This is a genomic window from Algoriphagus sp., assembly GCF_030694375.1.
Lineage (GTDB): Bacteria > Bacteroidota > Bacteroidia > Cytophagales > Cyclobacteriaceae > Algoriphagus.
On sequence record NZ_JAUXYL010000013.1, the window covers coordinates 69124 to 88516 of the forward strand.

Sequence of the window (19393 nt, forward strand, 5' to 3'; positions counted from 1 at the left end):
AAATTTGAATTCAAAAACGCTTTCTATAATTGAATTTTCGAGCCTGAATTACGCTACTTATTGACAGCAGGGAAATCAGTGAATTATGTAAGTCTTTTATTTTTTTATATAACTTTTTCGGCTAAAAATGTCCTGAACTTTACTCCACGTGAGTCTAAAAAACTGCGCTGATTAGTATTTTACCCACTTTTATTATCAGCTACATATTTTATATTATAAAATTCATTTTTAGCTAGTCAAGCAGTTCAGTCCACTTATTTAGTTTCCCGTCAGGAGATGTATTTATTCTATTAATATGATTACCCAGCTATATAATTGAAAATTTAAATTCAACTAATTATGAAAATACCCAGTACAAAAAAACGGTTTTGGCAGACCATTTTGGTTGCCTTATCGATTACGACAATCTTCGGAAGTTGTCAGGATACATTTGACGAAATGCTCGGAATCTGTCCTGAGGTGGAATCCACCTCTCCTGCCGACAAAGCCACGGGAGTGCAATTGAATAAAATTATCGCTGTGACATTCAATGAAGCCATGAATCCAGCCAGCATCAAAGCAGAGGCATTCAGCTTACGGGTAATGAATTCAACAGGAGGAATCGATGTCGATATACCAGGCAAGCTGACTTACGATGCCACAAACAACACCATGAGTTTTGCTCCAAATGCTCCTCTTGCCCCTAACACAACTTATACAGGAAGGGTAGAACCCATTGTGAGTGATGTTTTGGGTAATGTACTGCAAGCACCCTATGTATGGACTTTTACTACAGGTTCAGCTCCGACAGTGATTGCTACCAATCCGGCGAATATGTCAACCGGAAATGCACTAAATAAGCCCATTACAGCCAAATTCAGTGCAAAGATGAACCCGGAGACAATCAAGGCCTCCTCTTTTATAATCAAATCCGGGACTACAGCTATCGCCGGTGTGGTGACTTACATGGATAGCACTGCAACGTTCACTCCCTCGGCCGACCTATTGCCAGGCACCACTTATACAGGTACTATCACTGTGGAAGCTGCGAATACCGACGGAATTCCACTTGCCAGCGAATATACCTGGACTTTTAATACGGGTGCAGCACCATCGGTAATCTCTGTAGATCCGAAAGATCAAGAAAAAGGTGTAGCTGTAAATAAGTCCATCAGCGCGGTTTTCAGTGAAATGATGGATGGAGGAACGATCAATACGGCTTCTTTCACCTTGAAAACCGGAATGACACCAGTGCCGGGTACAGTCACTTACGCTGAATTGACAGCGGTCTTCAAACCGTTTATTCCTTTGATCCCAAACACTACCTACACTGCAACCATTTCCAAGACAGTGAAAAACCCACAGGGTATAGCGATCACCGGTGACTTTGTCTGGAGTTTCACCACAGCTGCGCCTGACGCTATTGTCGCACCATTGGTAATTTCAACAGATCCGACCAGCAATGCCGTGAATGTAGCTTTCGACAAAGTAATCAAAGCCAATTTCAGTCAAACCATGGATCTCGCCACCATCAATGGGGCAACCTTCCTGTTGAAACAAGGAAATACTGTAATACCTGGAACTGTGACCTATTCAGGCACCACTGCATCCTTCACACCGAGCAGTCCGCTTTCTTCGGGTCTTGTGTACACAGCTACCATTACTACAGGTGTTAAAAGTTCAGCTGGTGCAGCTCTGGAAAATAATTATGTTTGGAATTTCACTACGGTAGTATCTGAAACTGCGGCAGCACCAACGGTAACTTCTACCGATCCAACAAACAATGCTGTAAATATAGCTTTCAACAAGGTGATCAAAGCCACCTTCAGCCAAGCAATGGATCCGGCTTCTATCACAGCAACCACCTTCACGCTGAAACAAGGCAACACGGTCGTGGCAGGAACAGTGACTTACTCCGGTACCACTGCATCCTTCACACCGAACAGTCCGCTTTCCTCGGGTGGAGTTTACACGGCTACCATTACCACAGGAGCCAAGAATACCACGGGAATAGCCTTAGCAGCTAATTATGTATGGAACTTCACAACTGTCGTATCACAAACTGCTACAGCACCAACTGTAACCTCTACCGATCCTGCAAACAATGATACCGGTGTTTCATTGAACAAAGTGATCAAAGCCAATTTCAGCCAAGTAATGGATCCTGCTTCGATCACTGGTGCAACGTTCACACTGAAACAGGGAAATACGACCGTGACAGGAACCGTAACCTATTCAGGGTCCACGGCATCTTTTACACCGAACAGTCCGCTTTCAGCCAGTCTCGAATACACTGCTACTATTACCACAGGTGCAAAAAATACCTCTGGCACAGCACTGGCGAGTAATTATGAATGGACATTCACTACAGGTATTCCAGTTGCCCCGACGGTGACTTCTACCGATCCGGCTAACAATGCGACAAACGTTCCCCTTAACAAGGTGATCAAAGCCACTTTCAGCGAGGCAATGGATCCTGCCACAATCACAGGAACTACCTTCACACTGAAACAGGGAAATACAACCGTGACAGGAACTGTGACCTATTCAGGTACCACGGCATCTTTTACACCGAACAGTCCACTTTCTGCAAGTCTTGTTTACACGGCTACTATCACAACCGGAGCCAAGAATACGGCAGGTACTGCCCTAGCAAACGATTATGTCTGGACATTCACTACGGCTGCCGCAGTGGCTCCGACGGTAACTTCTACCGATCCGACTAACAATGCGACAAACGTTCCTCTTAACAAAGTGATCAAAGCCACTTTCAGTGAGCCAATGAATCCTGCCACAATCACAGGCACTACATTCACACTGAAACAAGGAAATACGACCGTAACAGGAACCGTAACCTATTCAGGTACCACGGCATCCTTTACGCCGAATAATCCGCTTTCGCCAAATGTCACTTACACCGCAACCATCACTACAGGTGCGCAGAATTTGGCAGGTACAGGTTTGGCAAACGATTATGTTTGGACTTTCCAAACGCTTTCCCAGCAATCTGCCAATTTCGTAGATCTTAAAACTGCCGGAAGATTTGGGATTTTTGCAGCAACAGGAATCAGTAATAATGCAGGATTCAGCCAGATCCGAAACCTAGACGTAGGGATCACACCCGGTGCACGTTCATCTGTAACCGGATTTCCACCGGCAACTATCATAAACGGAGCAATCTATGCTTCTGATGATGCCTCCCCTGCCGGAGTAGCTGCAATGCTGATCCAAGCGAAAAAAGACCTGACTGAGGCTTATTTGTTTGCCGAAGGAGCAACTTCCCCGGCACCTGTTACGGTAGCGGGTGATCAGGGTGGTAAAACGCTCGCTCCGGGAATCTATAAATCCAATTCTACACTCCTGATTCAGGCAGGTGATCTGACCTTGGATGCTCAGGGTGATCCCAACGCGGTATGGATCTTCCAGATAGCCTCAGGCTTTACCACTGTTGGCGGAGCCGGCGGAAGTATCATCCTAAGTGGCGGAGCTCAAGCTTCAAACATTTTCTGGCAAGTCGGAAGTTCTGCCACCATTGGTGACAACACCAAATTCAAAGGGAATGTATTGGCCTTAACCTCGATCACCATGAATTCCAATGCCACAGTCGTGGGCAGAATGCTGGTAATCAACGGAGCAGTGGTCATGACCAATACAAACATCATCGAGAAACCTTAATTCAAAAAAAATGCAATCAACAACATATCTAACCAAGGGATCACGCACTTCGTGGTCCCCTGATTTTCTCCCGGTCAAAGCCCTGATTTTAGGGGCATTGTTAATGGGAGGAAGCACGCTACAGGCCCAACAGTATACCAGGCCGGCATGGAAGTTTGGTGCAGCGGCAGGTGCAAACTTTAATTTTAATCAAGGACTAACACAGCAGCTAAATTCAAACCTTACAGTCTCAGCGGGATTCAATCACGGTAACGGTGTGGGATTGTTTCTGGGTCCTGTCATCGAATATCACCGCCCTGAGTCTAGTTTTGGAATGATGCTCCAGGCGGGATACGACAGTCGAAAAAGCACATTTGACCAGATCACCACTCCCTGTAATTGCCCAGCCGATTTGTCAACGGATTTAAGTTATCTGACAATTGAGCCAAGCCTACGCTTTGCTCCTTTTAAGAATAACTTTTACCTCTATGCTGGTCCACGCTTTGCATTTAACAGAACCAAGGCATTTACCTACCAGTTGGGGATCAACCCGGATTTCCCGGATCAAGCACCTACCCCAGCGGTGAACGGCGAATTCAGCGATATCCGTGAAAACCTGATTTCGATGCAGATCGGTGCAGGGCATGATATTCATCTTTCATCCCAAAACAGCAAAATACAAACTGTACTTTCCCCCTTCGTAGCTATTCAGCCTTATTTCGGTCAGAATCCTAGATCTACTGAAACATGGACGTTGACTACACTTCGGGTAGGTGCAGCATTGAAATTCGGAAAAGGACGCAAAATACCTGTTGCTGTGCTACCTCCGGCTGCCCCGATTGTGGAACCTGTCTTTGGGTTTGCAGTAAACTCCCCTAAAAACAATCCGGAAACAACCAGTATCATCGAGACTTTTCCGATCCGAAACTATGTGTACTTCGATGCAGGTTCAACTGCCATCCCAAGTCGTTATGTGACACTTGGGAAAAGTCAGGTGAAAGATTTCAAAGCAGATCAATTGGATGTATTTGCACCAAGCGAGCTATCCGGCCGGGCTAACCGACAGCTGATGGTGTATTACAATGTGCTGAATATCCTTGGAGATCGAATGGTAAAGAATCCTTCGGCGAATATCAAATTGGTAGGCTCTTCGGAGAAAGGCGCTCAGGAAGGTAAAAAAATGTCCGAATCAGTCAAATCCTACCTGGTAAATACTTGGGGAATAGATGCTTCAAGAATCGCCACGGAAGGGTTGACCAAGCCTAGGATTCCGTCCAGAAGTATAGGCGGAACCCGCGAACTTGATCTGTTGCTCGATGGTGACCGACGTGTTTCCATTGAAAGCAGCTCTCCTGAATTGCTGATGGAATTCAAAGGTGGATTGGACGCTCCACTGAAGCCCGTATCTCTGGTAGCACCGGAGGAAAGTTATGTCACTTTCGAGGTCGATGGTGCGAAAGAGGCCTTTAGCTCTTGGACTTTGGAAGTCAAAGATGCACAGGGGAAAATCCAAAATTTCGGTCCTTACACTGAGGATAAAGTAAGTATTGCAGGCGAATCAATCTTGGGAAAGAAAGCCGAAGGCGATTATACCGTAACCATGGTGGGTAGGACTAAAGATGGTCAAACAATCAGAAAAGAAACCCCGGTAAAAATGGTGCTTTGGACTCCTCCTACCAGTGTGGAAGGAAACAGATATAGTGTCATCTATGAATTCAACGATGCCAAGGCTATCGCTTCTTATGAGAAATACCTAACCGAATTGGTCGCTCCAAAAATTCCGGCCGGTGGTACAGTGACCATCAACGGTCATACTGACAGCATCGGAGAAGAAGCACACAACCTCGGGCTTTCCCTTGCCCGGGCAAATGATGTAAAAGGCATTCTGGAAAGAAGCCTGTTGAAGTCAGGAAGAACTGATGTGAAATTTGTGGTGAACGGATTTGGAGAAGATGAAAAAGTCTCTCCGTTCAAAAACAAGTTTCCTGAGGAACGTGCGTATAACCGAACCGTCATCATCGATGTGACCCCGGCCAAATAAGGATTGCCGATCAGTTGGGATCAACCCAACCTAAGCAATAACATGAGACAGTTCCGGGTAGCCGGGATTGTCTCTTTTATTTAGGGAGTATTTGCCTGTGGCAGCCAAGCTTTATTCCTCTCAATGCAATGGGCTTGGTGGAGCTTGTTATTTTTTTGACTGGTAAAAAGAGGAGGGACTCAGTCCTGTTACTTTTTTAAACTGATTGGAAAGGTGGGAGACACTGCTGTAATTCATTCTGTCAGAAATCTCCGTAAGAGACAATTCATCATACAGTAGAAATTCCTTCACCCGTTCGATTTTGAGAGCGATGATGTACTGTTGAATCGTGATACCTTCCACCTCAGAAAAAATATTGGATAGGTAGGTATAATCGTAATCAAGCTTTTCACTGATGAAATCAGAATAATTAACCCTTGTGGCATCCTCCCCGGATTGGATCAATTCATTGATGGCGAGCTTGATTTTATCAATCAGGATATTTTTTTTATCCTCAAGAATTTCCAAACCTACACGTTTTAGGCTTTCCTTTAGCTCCTCCATCTGATTGCAGGGAATACTGCTTTCCGTTTCTACGGAGCCAAGGTTGACAGACAAATAAGGGATCCCTATTCTATCCAACTCCTGCTGCACAATCATTTTGCAACGAAGGCTAACCATAAATTTTATGTGGATTTTCAAGCTGTCATTTTGATTTAATCGGGAATTCCAATCAATGGATTACCGAAAGTCTGCAAGGTACCTGCCAGCCTGCCGGAACGGACCTTTTGGGCTTAGAATAGATTCTTTTCTGTTAAATCAAATTTTTTTTGGGATGATAATCCGAGGAAGGCACGCTTAATTCCCCACTATGCGATTTTGGAATGGTTCTCCTGCCAAAAAAATTCACGTTAAACAGAAGCAAATTAAACAACAAAAAGCCCAATGGAATCAGTACTTGATCCATTGGACTTTTGAAATTCAGCAAACCAATACTTACTTCTTCATTCCCGGGTAAAGTGTGCTTTCCGGCAAATCCATTTTCAGATTCAGAAGGTAGTCTACCACTGCGGCCACATCTACCAAACTCATTTCCTGAATCTCCACATTTTCCCTGATTCCGGCACCCCAAGCGATAAATCCGGTTTCGATCTCATCAAAATCAGGAAAAAAACCATGGGTTCCACCTTTGGCAGGCTTCAAAACGGAACCTTGACTGGACGGAGAAAAAGAAATCCCCTGAATCGAAGCTAAAGCTAAGGCGGCATTGGGATCTGCCCCTACCCGCATTAATTCTTCCTGATCTACCACACGGAAAAGCTTCTTTTGATTTTCCGGTAAATTTTCCAAGATTGACTTTACCTTGTTTAATGTTACAAAATCATTTTTATCCTTTAAATGCAAGAATGCAGACGCACCACTAGTGTGGAAGGTCGCTTTCCAGTTACCGCGGTCTGGCTGATTTTCCATCAAACCTGCCTCAACAAGCCAGACGTTTGGACTGATGGAACTGTGAATATTCACAAATCCATGATCTCCGGTGACGATAAAGGTGGTTTGCTCCAAAATTCCGGCACGGTCGGCTGCTTCAATGATTTTGCCGATGGCACGGTCGGTAGCTGCAAGTGACTTGCGAACCATGGGTCCGTCTCTGCCTTCCATATGCTGGAAATGGTCAGTGGCGATCAGGTGAAGCGTAATCAGATTCGGCTTATAGGTTTCGAGGATATATCCTGCCATTTCTCCTATTCGATCCTCCCGGTTTAGATAATCTCCATTAAAGGTTCGCTCATTGAGTTTGCCTAACACATTGAGCTCCATTTCGGCCAAAAGCCCCTTTGGAGTCTCTTTTTCCCGCATGGGTTCGATTCTGCCAAAACCTTCCTCCAAACTCCAAAATTCGGGTAAATTGTAGTCTATCGGCGCATGGACAGATACGGGCCAGATAAAACTGGCACTTTTAAGCCCCGCAGCCTTGACCGCGTCCCAAAGCGTAGGCACCTTGATCAATTCGCTTTCCCAAAACCATCTTCCGGTTTGGCCGGTGGGTTCAAAGGGGGCATTGTAATAAATCCCATGGTGCAGGGGAGTTCGTCCCGTGATGATCGTGGTGTGAGAGGGATAGGTAACCGAAGGAAATACGCCAGTCACACCCAATGATCTTGCTCCTGCTTTTGCCATTTCCTGAAGATTTGGGGCAGGCCATTTTTCTTCCAGGTAAAAGTCGGGACGAAAGCCGTCAATGGAGATTAAGACCACATGTTGCGTAGGTCTTGATTCTTGAGCATTCAAAAAGGATGGAGTGGAAAATCCCATTACCATTACCAGTAACAGCGTAAAGAACTTTTTATTTGAGTGATTTCTCATTAATCTGATTGATTTGTAGCAATGAAGAAGTCCAGCAACTCAAGGGCTGCTGGACTTTTAGATTTGAAATAATTAGAAGAAGAATCTTCCTGAGATTTGAATTTGAAAAGGAGTTCCGCCCGGATTTGCAACACCTACATTGGGGTTGATTTGATATACATATTGCTGGTTTTGCCGATCAAAGTTTCTTAGCGTCATGAGGTTCTGATTACCCAGATTTTTTGAAGTTCCCCATTCCTTATTGAACATGTTTGCTACATTGAAAATATCCGCACCAAGTTCAAAACCGGTTCTCTTGACATTGGTAAAGAAAAATTTCTTAGCCATTCTCACGTCCCAAAATCCAAAGTAGCCATTCTCTCCGCCGTTTCTCTCCGCCACTTTACCCAGGCTGTTTTGAATATAACTCAAAGCCAAATTATTTGGGTTAGCAAGCACTTCACGCATAGCATTTGCCACTGATTCTGACAATCCCGGTGCATTCGGATCGAAAACAAAGGCAAGATCATTGCTATTCACGAAGTCACCGTTCACGTTTCCGTTAACCATCAAAGAATAGCGAGTACCGCCGATTCCGGAGTAGCGGACACCCACAGTGATGCCTTTAAAAGTTGGTAATGTTCCATAAAGTACCACTTTGTTTCTGAATTGACCGTTTGAATAGCTCATTCTTGAGAGGTCCCTTGGATCATCAACTACAGCTTGGAATAAGGTGGCACTGTTTGCCACGTTTCCGTTGAAGGAAGTGTTATCCTTTGAGTCATTCCAAGTGTAACTGGCTGTAATCTGGCCATCCTTAAAGTAGCGGTAAGTACCGTCTACGACCGCAGTGTAGGTATTATTTCTGCCCTCACTGACCAATTCAAGCACACGGCCGATTTCAGTAGTCTTTCTTCCCCGAGTCCAATCGGCATTGCCATTGGTAATACTGATGGTTTCGAGCGGAACAAAAACTCCCCTGTTTCCTTCATTCGCCAATCTGAAAAACGGCTCATCCACCATGTTCCGATCCAGATACATGTAATTGTTTCTGGCAAGCGAGGCTATAAAGTTGACACCGATGCGAAGTCGGTTGTTGATGATTTTATTATACATCGCATTTCCCTTGTATACTGTTGGAACCTTTAGGTTTTCACTGTTCATATTGATCGTGGCCACAGGAGAAACACCCGGTAAATTCAATAAATCAACACCCGGAGCAGTGGAGGGATTGTCTCTATAGGAAATAAAGTTTGGAGTAGGCACGTTTGCACCTGTGATATCCACAGCAACGATTTTAGTCCCGTCAAACTGAAGGTTGTTGACGTCAGTATAGTTGTTTAGCGCAGATCCAAATACCCCGGCTCCGACACGAATTACATCGGTCTGACGCTCGTTGATGTCCCAAGTGAATTGAAATCTAGGTTGAATCTGAAATGCGTTGGTCTTCACATCGGTTTTTAATCCTAGCTCATCAAAAACCGTTTGGTTGAAATTTGGAGCATTTTTATATGCGGTGTAATCCCCCCGCAATCCCAAATTCAAACTCATTCCACGACCTAAGTCCGAATTGGACTGTGCGTAAATTCCTCCTCCAAAGATGCTCTGCTCTACCGTAGGATCGGTCAAGGCAACTTCTCTTGCGTATCGGAAAGGCCGGAGGTTGTCAAAATTATCCAAGCCCGTAAAGAAGAATCGACCATTGAATTCACTTGTAGCTAATGAAGAAAGATTGTTCAGCATCAAGTCCATTCCAAAGGTAAAATTGGTTCTTCCCATATTATAGTAGAGGTTATTTACTAACTGATACACATGGGATTCAAATCGCTCTGGCAGGTAGCGTTGTCCTCCCAATTGGATGTTGGTATTGACAACCCTGTCGTTCACCTGTGATTGTACGTTTTGTACAATAGCTCTTGGGATATTTTCACTCGGCAGTTGAGCACTCGGTCTACCATCATCCAAAGTGTACAGGTATTGGAGTTTCAGTTCGTTGGTGAGCTTTGGAGAAAGCACAGTACGAAGCGATGCCATCAAACTATTTGCTTTGGAGAGATGGTCTCCATACACTTCGTATAGGTTGATTGAAGTGTTGTCATTTACTCCTTGGCTGTTAAGATCCCAGGAAAAGTTATTTCTGACCGTCAATAGATTCTTGGAATTGATCTGATAGTCCAATCGGGCAAAAGCTGTGTGGGAATACCTGAGTTTGTCAAAGCTTCCTGTCTGAGGTGACTCTGCCACGCCATATTTGGTTCGTGCTATCTGTAGGTACCGATCCAAAGACTGTCGGGAAACATTGAATCGTGCTTCATCCTCCGGAGTCTGGAGGTCTGCAATAAACAAAGGCTGCGCATCCCGCTGCCCATCATAAGCAATGAAATAATGTAGCTTATCCTTGATGATAGGACCACCTAGGGTTACTCCATATTGTTGAATTGCAAATTCATTTTGTCTAAGGTTTCCACGGATATCATATTTGCTGGCCAACCAGTCCGCCCTGTTGAAAAGGAAAGCTGAACCTTCCATTCGATTTGTTCCGGTTTTGGTTACCGCACTGATGATCCCTCCTCCATTTCTACCATTCGCAACATCGTAGTCGTTGGTTAAAATTTCAAATTCACGAATAGCTTCCATAGAAATTGAAAAAGGCCCTCTGTTTGTCGATCCACTGGAAAGGGGACTACGGTTGGTCATTCCGTCGATGGTATAGTTGGTCGATGAAAACAACTGACCCAACAGGCTATTTCCGTTGGAAACCGGAGAAAGACCGACCAAGGAATTAAAATTTCTGCCGTTAACAGGTAGCGTGGACATGTCCTTAGCTGAAATAGCTGTCGAACTTCCCAAGCGGTCAATGCTATTGGCGATGGAATTTGCGACGACACTGACCTCATTAAGTTCTTGGGCTTCTTCGCTTAATACAAAGTCCAGCTTGATGATTTCCCCCTGATTCAGGGAAATTCCAGTCAAGGTTTTTGATCCATATCCCATGTAGGTTGCGGAAACCGAGTAGTTGGTTCCGAGTGGGATTTGGGAGATAATGTAGTTGCCCGTTACTCCTGTCACAGTGGAAGTTGTAAATCCTGTCAGTTCATTTTTGACGAGGATTTGGGCTCCAATCAGGATTTCACCTTTTGAATCAGTTAATTTTCCCGATATCGTCGCATTGACTGCCTGAGCAAGTACTTTTTGCGGCAGCAAAATGCTGAAGAAAAGCATCAGCATTACAGATAACATGTGTGTAAAAGTTTTGAATCCCATAGATTTTAGCAGGTTAATTAATGCTCAAAACTAGAGGCTCATTCAGCCTACGGCATGTTAAAAATTAACATGGTAGCCAATCTTCACGAAAGCTTAAAAGAGGAAACAATTTGGTAAACGTATAGACAGGAAATTTTAATCGACCATTAAGAGATAGAGCATAAACTAAACACTTGTTCAACTCCAAAAAAATATAAAGCACTCACTTTTGCCAATAATCCAAAGTAAATATTCTTTTCATTAACCCTGTATATTTGAAATACAAACTCATCAAAAATGGAAAAAGCCAAGAAAACCAAAATCACCGTGCGGGCAGCAATCGATGCCTCTTTGGAAAAAGTATGGAAATTCTGGACCGATCCTGAGCATATCACACAATGGAATCATGCTTCCGACGACTGGCATACGACACATGCAAGTAACGACCTCAAAGTGGGTGGAAAATTCCTTTCACACATGGCTGCCAAAGACGGGAGTATGGGTTTCGATTTTGAAGGAAGTTACACCAAAATTGAACTTCATGAATCGATTGAATACGCCATGGCAGATGGACGTGAAGTGAAAATATCATTTTCTAAAAAGGGCAATGAAACTGTAGTGGATGAAACTTTTGATGCAGAAAACACCCATTCAATTGAAATGCAACAAGCCGGTTGGCAAGCCATACTGGACAACTTCAAAAAGTATGTAGAATCAAAAGAAGGCTAAGAGAAATTGACTTTCGAAAAGGAATTCAAGCTCCTGTCGACAGGGTCTAGGTAAAGATATTGGACCAGAATCAATATAAAGACTGGACTTGTCCTTGCTCCTATTTCAAGGACCCAATCAAAAACTATAGCACGGCTGGGGAAATTCTTTAAAAAGCTTCCCCGATAAACAGGTAAAACCCTGATCCTTCCCGGGTAAATGCCACATCAAATCGGGTGTAGATGTCCTTTTTGGGGAAAAGTAGAAATCGTAAACCTCCTCCTGCCGACCAGACCATTTTATTGATTGATTCCAGCGATAATTCAGGAAACACGGTTCCGGATCCTGCAAATACAGCAGCTCCGATTCTTTTGGAAAATCCCAATGGCAGTGGCAGCATCCTGAATTCCAGCTGCGTGGCCAATTGGTTTCGATCTCTGAATCGCCCAAGATAATACCCCCGCATCATGCTGTCTCCACCCAAGAGAGATAAATGATTAAAGGGAACATTGCCTGAGTAAAACTGACCGATGGCCTGCCAGGCCAATACTCCATTTTTACCGACAGGTCTGAAAATCCGTGTATCCATCAATACAGCTTTGAATCCATAGGAACTCAGCGCAGAGGAATAGTTGAGAAAGGCCAGTTCTGCAAAGTGCCCGTTTCGCACATTCAGGACGTTGTGCCGATCATCATAGACCATCCCTACCCCCAGGCCAAAATTAGTCGACCCCTCAGATCCTACAGGCAATGGAAAATCGAAAGCTTCACTGGATGGGATAAAATCAACGTTGGCCATCCGCTGAAAATCCGCCTCTACACCGAAATAAAGATTGGGGCGAAGTTCCCGAAGCACCCGCTCTTTGATCAGGATCTGATTGGCTTCTACCAAGGCCAGGTAATCCCTAGGCGAATCAATCCCGATCCCGTGATACTTCAATGGAAAACTTTGAAATCGCAGCCTCCCCAAAAAAAACCATTTATCTTGGTCAGAATAGATCGCATGGTCAAACCAAAAACCATATTGGCTTTGCAGCGTGAAAAAGGTAAATCCACTGATTTCACTGAGCCTATTGGTTGTGTCACGCTTGGCATAATACACCAAAAGCGAAGACAACCCTAATTCCCAGCTCGTCTCCGGTGCATAAGCCACTGTAGGGTACACCAAAAATTGCGGCTTGCTGATATCGGTGGTATCATTGATAAGATTGTCAAAATACCTTCTGAATAAACTTTGAGAAATCGCCAGACCTGATTGAAGCCCAAAAATCAGGATGAATATTAATTTCTTAGACGACATGTTATTTTTTAAACGAATAAATTGTAGATAGTTTGACAAATCTCGACTTTTCTGCAAAATATCTAACACAACCTTTTACTGCTTTTAAGAAGTGGTTGTGACAAATAGTATGGATTGTTCGGATTTGCCTGATGAAATTCACACCGAAATGGTTTGGAATTGCCCCCCCTTCATTTGAATATTTTGTGGAGTTTTCTTGCTCTTTTGATCTTTAATTGTCAAATCATAAATTCCGAAAAATACACTGAATTCTAATTGACCAATGGCTATTCAAAAAGCAATGCCAATGGGGCGATTGAATTTAATCCAAACATGGGAGCTTGACTTTTTCAAGTTAAATCAATGCCTATGATTTTCTTTTTGTTTTACAATACGAAAAAAAAATTGTGCCCGGTTAAAACAAACGGGGATGGATAAAAAGAAAGTTTTGGACAAGACACAGACTTTTGTCAGATGATTTAAGCCACAGATTCCAGCACATAAAGGTAGCCTCAAACTAGCTTAGGCATGTGAAGTGTCCAAAAAATGAAGATTTATTCAAATATTAACCAAAATCAATTTTCAGATCTGATTAACACACTGTCAAATCACTAATCATTTGACAGTGTTATTGTTATTTCTGAGCTTATTATGAGCCTCTTGTTCTTTGCTTCGGCCTCGCTTAGTATCTTTTCTAACTTAACAAGCTCTTTTTTTAAGGCAGGAATCCTTTTTTTTGCCGTTGGATCTTCTTTTCCAAATCGCTCTTTGTAACTAAAATTATTTCTTTGATGAAAATTAATCTTAGTGTAAAATACGTTGAATAAAATTTCTTTGGCTTCCCGGAATGGAAATTCACCTTCAATCAGTTTAAGTTTCTTTGCTTTACTCATAGTTTGGTACTTTTAAAATAATGAAAATTTGAAAGTTGGAGATCGTGTTTTAGTTGTTGAAACAGCCTATTCGGTAAGTTTCTGTATATCCGCTTTTTTTACCATCGATTCGCCCGCTTTATCAGGTTTAGGATTCATGAGTTTCAGCATTACTTATTGACCTTGCCCCAATGAGTATCCTGGCTTTCCATCAAAAGAATAAAGATTCTCAGTTTTAATGGTATCTATATTATGTTTAAGTCCATTTACCAAGAGGTCAATAATATTTTGCTTTTCGATTTTATTTCCTGATTCATGTTGGAATCTGCAGCGCCAATGATCAGTGCAAAAAGTTTCATTGAAGCCATCGGGCCAAACTTTTATCCCCCGGTTGGTGATCATGGCTAGTTTGATTCCATCGCTTTCCACAAGTTGAAGTCGCTTTGCCAGTTCATTGGCATCAGTCCCATTCCAATGCACAAAAATATCCACTCCAACCAACTCCTTTAAAGCTGCTGGTTTCCTTTTATATTTTGGTAATTGTAGTGCTGAGGTGTTATTCTGATTGGCAGGTTTTAGTAGTGTCGGCCTTTTTCCCAAATTTCCAATTACTGCTTTTGCAAATTCTTTGGTACTAACCTTTTGCTTGCTGGTTTCATTATTAAAAATATCAAATGTATGAATACCCTCTTCCATGGTTTTCAGCCATGCATTCTGCACTTTTGCAGCTACCTCGGTTTCCCCGATATGATTCAGCATCATGATGGCACCATTCAACAACCCGGAGGGATTGGCAATATTTTGCCCCGCAATCAAAGGAGCTGAACCATGAATTGCTTCAAACATTGCACATACCTCCCCGATATTTGCTGATCCTGCCAATCCTACCGAACCTGTAATTTGAGCTGCCACATCAGACAAAACATCCCCATAGAGATTGGGCATTACGATCACATCAAAGAGTTCAGGAGTGTCTGCCATTTTAGCAGCACCAATATCTATAATCCAATGTTCGTTTTCGATTTCAGGATACTCTTTGGCGATTTCGTCAAACACCTTATGAAACAAGCCATCTGTTTGTTTCATAATATTATCCTTGGTAAAACAGGTTACTTTTTTTCTTCCTTGTTGCCTCGCAAACTCAAAAGCATACCGCACAATTTTTTCACTTCCCGGCCGGCTGATTAATTTCAAACACTGCACTACCTCGTCTGTCTGCTGGTGTTCGATACCTGCATATAAATCTTCTTCATTCTCTCGAACGATCACCAAGTCCATGATAGGGTGCTTGGTTTTGACAAAGGGATGCAAACTCATGCAGGGTCGAACATTGGAATAAAGCCCTAAAAATTTTCGAATACTGACATTTAGACTTTTGTAGCCTCCACCCTGAGGAGTGGTGATGGGAGCCTTTAGAAAAATTTTATTCTTACGGATAATGTCCCAAGACTCCTTGGCGATACCTGATGGATTTCCGGCTAGGTAAACTTTTTCTCCTACCTCTATTTCCTCAATCGCTATGTTGGCCCCTGCAGCCAAAATAATCTCTAGCGTTGCATCCATGATTTCAGGACCAATTCCATCTCCCTTTGCTATGGTGATTTTCTTCATTCTTGCCTTGTTGATTAACAATGGCACAAAAGTGGTTTTCGGAAGTCATAAATTTTCATTTATATTTACAATATTTCACATAAATCAATTTTATGAATTACACTATAAATCAACTGCGCATTTTTCTGAAAATCACACAGACACAAAGTGTAACCAAGGCCTCTGAGGAATTACACCTCACTCAACCTGCGGTATCCATTCAATTGAAAAATTTTCAGGATCAGTTTGAGATTCCATTAACTGAAATAATCGGAAGGAAAATTTTCATCACAGATTTCGGAAGAGAAATAGCTGTGACCGCGGAAAATATTTTAAATCAGATCTACGAAATAAATTATAAAACGCTAGCGCATAAAGGCTTGCTGACTGGACGACTCAAAATATCAGTCGTATCAACCGGAAAATATGTTATGCCTTATTTTTTATCAGATTTTTTAAGAGAACATGATGGAATTGAATTGGTAATGGATGTGACCAATAAATCAAAGGTGATTCGGAGTTTGGAAAAAAATGAGGTTGATTTTTCTTTGGTTTCAGTGTTGCCGGAAAACCTTCAAATAGAGAAAACTGAATTGATGCAGAACAAATTGTACGTGATCGGCAATACCAATCAACAATTCAATGATAAGATCTATGACAAAAGCATCTTGGAAGAGCTACCCTTAATCTACCGCGAGCCGGGATCCGGAACCCGGCAGACTATGGAAAAATTTATTCGCGAAAATAAGCTGCCTGTCAAAAAGAAGATGGAACTCACCTCCAATGAGGCTGTAAAACAATCGGTGATTGCGGGTTTGGGATGCTCGATTATGCCTTTGATCGGAATAAAAAACGAATTACAAAATGGTCAACTGCAGATCATCCCTGTGAAAGAATTCCCAATCAAATCTGTTTGGAATCTGATCTGGCTAAAAGGAAAAAACCACTCCCCCGTTGCCTTAGCTTTTCTGGATTACTTGAAAAATGAAAAGGAAAACATCATCAAAGCCAAATTTGATTGGTTTGAGCGTTATTGAGAATTATAATTGATCGTTTCCAAGAGAGTACATAGACTTAAACACAGAGCCTAAGTATTCTATGATTTTTACTTAGAAAAATCAATATAAATTTGATTTTAGATTTTTTAAATACGTATATTTACTTACTTTTGAATTAAAATACGTAGCAATGGAACGGATAATCTTAGTCGGAAATGGAATGGTGGGATACAAGTTTTGCGAAAAACTCATCGCCCACCCCAACAGAAATCAGTTTGACATTCTTGTCTTTGGAGAAGAAGTCAGACCCGCTTATGACCGCGTACACCTAAGTGAATATTTCTCGCTGGAATCTCCAGATGACTTGCTTTTGGCACCGCTCAACTGGTATCAGGAGAATAACATCACGCTAAGAACTTCTGAGCTTATCTCTTGGATAGATACCGAAAACAAGAAAGTCTTCAGCCACAAAGACGAATCCTTTGACTACGATTACCTGGTTTTATCGACCGGGTCTTCCCCTTTCATCCCCCCTATCAAAGGAGTTGAAAAAGAAGGCATTTTCATCTACCGCACTATCGAGGATTTGGAAGCCATTCAGAATTATGCAGATAAACTCAAGTCAAAAGGCCGATTTCAGTCTGCCGTTTTGGGAGGAGGACTTTTGGGATTAGAGGCTGCTAATGCCAGTAAGGAATTGGGAATGACTACGCATGTGATCGAGTTTGCACCCAAGTTAATGCCAAGACAATTGGATCAGACGGCTTCAGACTTGCTCCAGTCCAAGATTGAAAGTCTGGGAATGAAAATTCATTTGGGCAAAAACTCAAAAGAAATAATCGGTGAAAGTGAAATTGAGGCCATCGCGTTCACTGACGGCAGCTCGCTGCCGATCGACATGATTATCATTTCTGCAGGCATCAGGCCACGGGATGAAGTCGCCAAAAGCTCGGGGATTGCAGTCGGTCCAAGGGGAGGAATCCTGGTCAATAATAAAATGGAAACTTCTGTTCCAGGCATATATGCCATTGGCGAAGTGGCTCTTTACAATCAAAACATCTACGGCCTAGTCGCTCCGGGATATGAAATGGCTGGGGTTGCATTGGATCAAATCATGGGCGGAACCAAACTCATGAGTCCTTCGATCGATATGTCCACCCAACTGAAACTGGTGGGTACGGAAGTGGCATCTTTCGGTGATCCATTCTTGGAAAACGATGACACAGTAGTCATCCGCTATGAAAACAAACAGCGGGGAGTCTATAAAAGAATCAATATCAGCAAGGATGGCATCAGGCTATTGGGAGGCATACTTGTGGGTGATTCCTCGGATTACAATACGCTTTTTCAGCTTTATCTCAACGAAATGAAGCTTCCCGAAAACGCGGAAGATCTTATCCTCGGACAGCGGGGTACCGAATCCAAAAGTCTTTTGGGATCTGTACTCGATCTGCCGGCTACTGCCCAAATCTGCTCCTGTGAATCCGTGTCAAAAGGTGCCATCTGTGATGCCATCCAAAACGGAACATGTCAAGACCTTAAAGGAGTGATCAAGCAAACCAAAGCTTCCACCTGTTGCGGCGGTTGTAAACCGATGGTTGCGGACCTTGTCAAAGAAACCTTAAAATCATTAGGGAAAGAAGTCAAAGAAACCATTTGCGAGCACTTCCACTACACAAGGCAGGAGCTTTATGATTTGGTCAAAATAAACCGCATCGCAGGTTATGATGATGCGCTCGATCAATTGGGCAAAGGCCATGGTTGCGAAGTCTGTAAGCCGGTAATGGCCTCGATTTTCGCCAGCATATTTATGGAAACTGCCAACAAGCAAATCGCAATTCAGGATTCCAACGATAGATTTCTCGCCAACATCCAGCGAAACGGCACCTATTCCGTAGTTCCAAGAGTGCCTGGAGGAGAAATCACGCCAGAAAAACTGGTCGTTCTGGGTGAGGTTGCTAAAAAATATGACCTCTACACCAAGATCACCGGAGGACAACGAATAGACCTTTTCGGCGCGCAATTGAATGAATTACCCATGATATGGAAAGAACTCATCGATGCCGGATTTGAGAGCGGACATGCCTATGGCAAGTCATTAAGAACTGTCAAAAGCTGCGTGGGATCGACCTGGTGCCGCTTTGGAATGCATGACAGCGTAAGCTTTGCGATCCGAATCGAGGAGCGCTACAAAGGCCTCCGCTCACCACACAAACTGAAAGGCGGAGTCTCAGGCTGCATTCGAGAGTGCGCAGAAGCACGAGGCAAGGACTTCGGTGTGATTGCAGTTGAAGGAGGCTGGAACCTCTATGTCTGCGGAAACGGCGGAGCTAATCCGAAGCACGCCATTCTCCTAGCCTCCCAACTGGACGATGACACCTGCATTAAATTCCTGGACCGCTTTCTCATCTATTACATCCGAACTGCAGGGCCACTGATCAGAACCTCCACCTGGCTTGAAAAACTGGAAGGTGGAATCGAATACCTCAAAAAAGTAGTCGTAGATGACTGTCTCGGAATGGCGGAAGAATTTGAAAGAGAAATGGATGGACTGGTTGAAAAATATACCTGCGAATGGAAAGAGGCAATCGAAAACCCTGAAACCCTAAAAAGATTCAAGCCATTTGTCAACACCGAGGAGTCGGATGACCAATTGGTCTTTGTGCCGCTTCGTGAACAAAAAATGCCCAGACCCTGGTAATCC

The 19393-nt window shown here is 43.2% G+C and carries 11 protein-coding genes; 5 read left to right on the forward strand and 6 right to left on the reverse strand.

Going from position 1 to position 19393, the window contains the following annotated elements; genetic code table 11:
- Window positions 1–339 precede the first annotated feature (339 nt).
- Together Q8M62_RS04070 and Q8M62_RS04075 are read left to right on the forward strand one after the other, a co-directional pair.
- Window positions 340–3654 carry an Ig-like domain-containing protein gene (locus tag Q8M62_RS04070; protein WP_304899042.1) on the forward strand — a complete coding sequence of 1105 codons (3315 nt, stop codon included), beginning with the start codon at window positions 340–342 and terminating at the stop codon, window positions 3652–3654.
- Window positions 3655–3664: 10 nt separating this feature from the next.
- Window positions 3665–5674: an OmpA family protein gene (locus Q8M62_RS04075; RefSeq protein ID WP_304899043.1), complete on the forward strand. Its 2010-nt coding sequence runs from the start codon at window positions 3665–3667 to the stop codon at window positions 5672–5674.
- A gap of 147 nt (window positions 5675–5821) precedes the next feature.
- Here Q8M62_RS04075 and Q8M62_RS04080 read toward each other — a convergent pair whose 3' ends face one another.
- From Q8M62_RS04080 to Q8M62_RS04090, 3 genes are all read right to left on the reverse strand, one after another.
- Window positions 5822–6334, reverse strand: coding sequence for an AraC family transcriptional regulator (locus tag Q8M62_RS04080; protein WP_304899044.1), 513 nt, complete (start codon window positions 6332–6334; stop codon window positions 5822–5824).
- A gap of 315 nt (window positions 6335–6649) precedes the next feature.
- The gene (locus tag Q8M62_RS04085) at window positions 6650–8020 is read right to left on the reverse strand and encodes an alkaline phosphatase family protein (protein ID WP_304899045.1); all 1371 of its coding nucleotides are present in this window, start codon (window positions 8018–8020) and stop codon (window positions 6650–6652) included.
- Window positions 8021–8092: 72 nt separating this feature from the next.
- On the reverse strand, window positions 8093–11239 hold the full coding sequence (locus tag Q8M62_RS04090; RefSeq protein WP_304899046.1) for a TonB-dependent receptor: 3147 nt from the start codon (window positions 11237–11239) through the stop codon (window positions 8093–8095).
- Between the two features lie 300 nt (window positions 11240–11539).
- Here Q8M62_RS04090 and Q8M62_RS04095 point away from each other — a divergent pair, with 300 nt between their 5' ends.
- Window positions 11540–11971 carry an SRPBCC family protein gene (locus Q8M62_RS04095; RefSeq protein WP_304899047.1) on the forward strand — a complete coding sequence of 144 codons (432 nt, stop codon included), beginning with the start codon at window positions 11540–11542 and terminating at the stop codon, window positions 11969–11971.
- Window positions 11972–12119: 148 nt separating this feature from the next.
- Here Q8M62_RS04095 and Q8M62_RS04100 read toward each other — a convergent pair whose 3' ends face one another.
- The 3 genes from Q8M62_RS04100 to Q8M62_RS04110 form a co-directional block, all read right to left on the reverse strand.
- Window positions 12120–13250 carry a BamA/TamA family outer membrane protein gene (locus tag Q8M62_RS04100; RefSeq protein ID WP_304899048.1) on the reverse strand — a complete coding sequence of 377 codons (1131 nt, stop codon included), beginning with the start codon at window positions 13248–13250 and terminating at the stop codon, window positions 12120–12122.
- Between the two features lie 590 nt (window positions 13251–13840).
- Entirely contained in the window at window positions 13841–14122 is a 282-nt protein-coding gene (locus Q8M62_RS04105; protein WP_304899049.1) for a hypothetical protein, read from the reverse strand.
- A 153-nt stretch (window positions 14123–14275) separates the two neighbouring features.
- On the reverse strand, window positions 14276–15712 hold the full coding sequence (locus Q8M62_RS04110) for an NADP-dependent isocitrate dehydrogenase (protein WP_304899050.1): 1437 nt from the start codon (window positions 15710–15712) through the stop codon (window positions 14276–14278).
- A gap of 92 nt (window positions 15713–15804) precedes the next feature.
- Between Q8M62_RS04110 and Q8M62_RS04115 the strand changes: the two genes are divergently transcribed.
- On the forward strand, window positions 15805–16728 hold the full coding sequence (locus Q8M62_RS04115; protein WP_304899051.1) for a LysR family transcriptional regulator: 924 nt from the start codon (window positions 15805–15807) through the stop codon (window positions 16726–16728).
- A 151-nt stretch (window positions 16729–16879) separates the two neighbouring features.
- Window positions 16880–19390: a nitrite reductase large subunit NirB gene (gene nirB, locus Q8M62_RS04120; protein WP_304899052.1), complete on the forward strand. Its 2511-nt coding sequence runs from the start codon at window positions 16880–16882 to the stop codon at window positions 19388–19390.
- Window positions 19391–19393 lie beyond the last annotated feature (3 nt).

Coding starts and splice junctions, on each gene's coding strand:
- Q8M62_RS04105 (WP_304899049.1), bottom strand. CDS start 14,122: ATGAGTAAAGCAAAGAAACTTAAACTGATTGAAGGTGAATTTCCATTC.
- Q8M62_RS04100 (WP_304899048.1), bottom strand. CDS start 13,250: ATGTCGTCTAAGAAATTAATATTCATCCTGATTTTTGGGCTTCAATCA.
- Q8M62_RS04070 (WP_304899042.1), top strand. CDS start 340: ATGAAAATACCCAGTACAAAAAAACGGTTTTGGCAGACCATTTTGGTT.
- Q8M62_RS04095 (WP_304899047.1), top strand. CDS start 11,540: ATGGAAAAAGCCAAGAAAACCAAAATCACCGTGCGGGCAGCAATCGAT.
- Q8M62_RS04080 (WP_304899044.1), bottom strand. CDS start 6,334: ATGGTTAGCCTTCGTTGCAAAATGATTGTGCAGCAGGAGTTGGATAGA.
- Q8M62_RS04115 (WP_304899051.1), top strand. CDS start 15,805: ATGAATTACACTATAAATCAACTGCGCATTTTTCTGAAAATCACACAG.
- Q8M62_RS04075 (WP_304899043.1), top strand. CDS start 3,665: ATGCAATCAACAACATATCTAACCAAGGGATCACGCACTTCGTGGTCC.
- Q8M62_RS04110 (WP_304899050.1), bottom strand. CDS start 15,712: ATGAAGAAAATCACCATAGCAAAGGGAGATGGAATTGGTCCTGAAATC.
- Q8M62_RS04085 (WP_304899045.1), bottom strand. CDS start 8,020: ATGAGAAATCACTCAAATAAAAAGTTCTTTACGCTGTTACTGGTAATG.
- Q8M62_RS04090 (WP_304899046.1), bottom strand. CDS start 11,239: ATGTTATCTGTAATGCTGATGCTTTTCTTCAGCATTTTGCTGCCGCAA.
- nirB (WP_304899052.1), top strand. CDS start 16,880: ATGGAACGGATAATCTTAGTCGGAAATGGAATGGTGGGATACAAGTTT.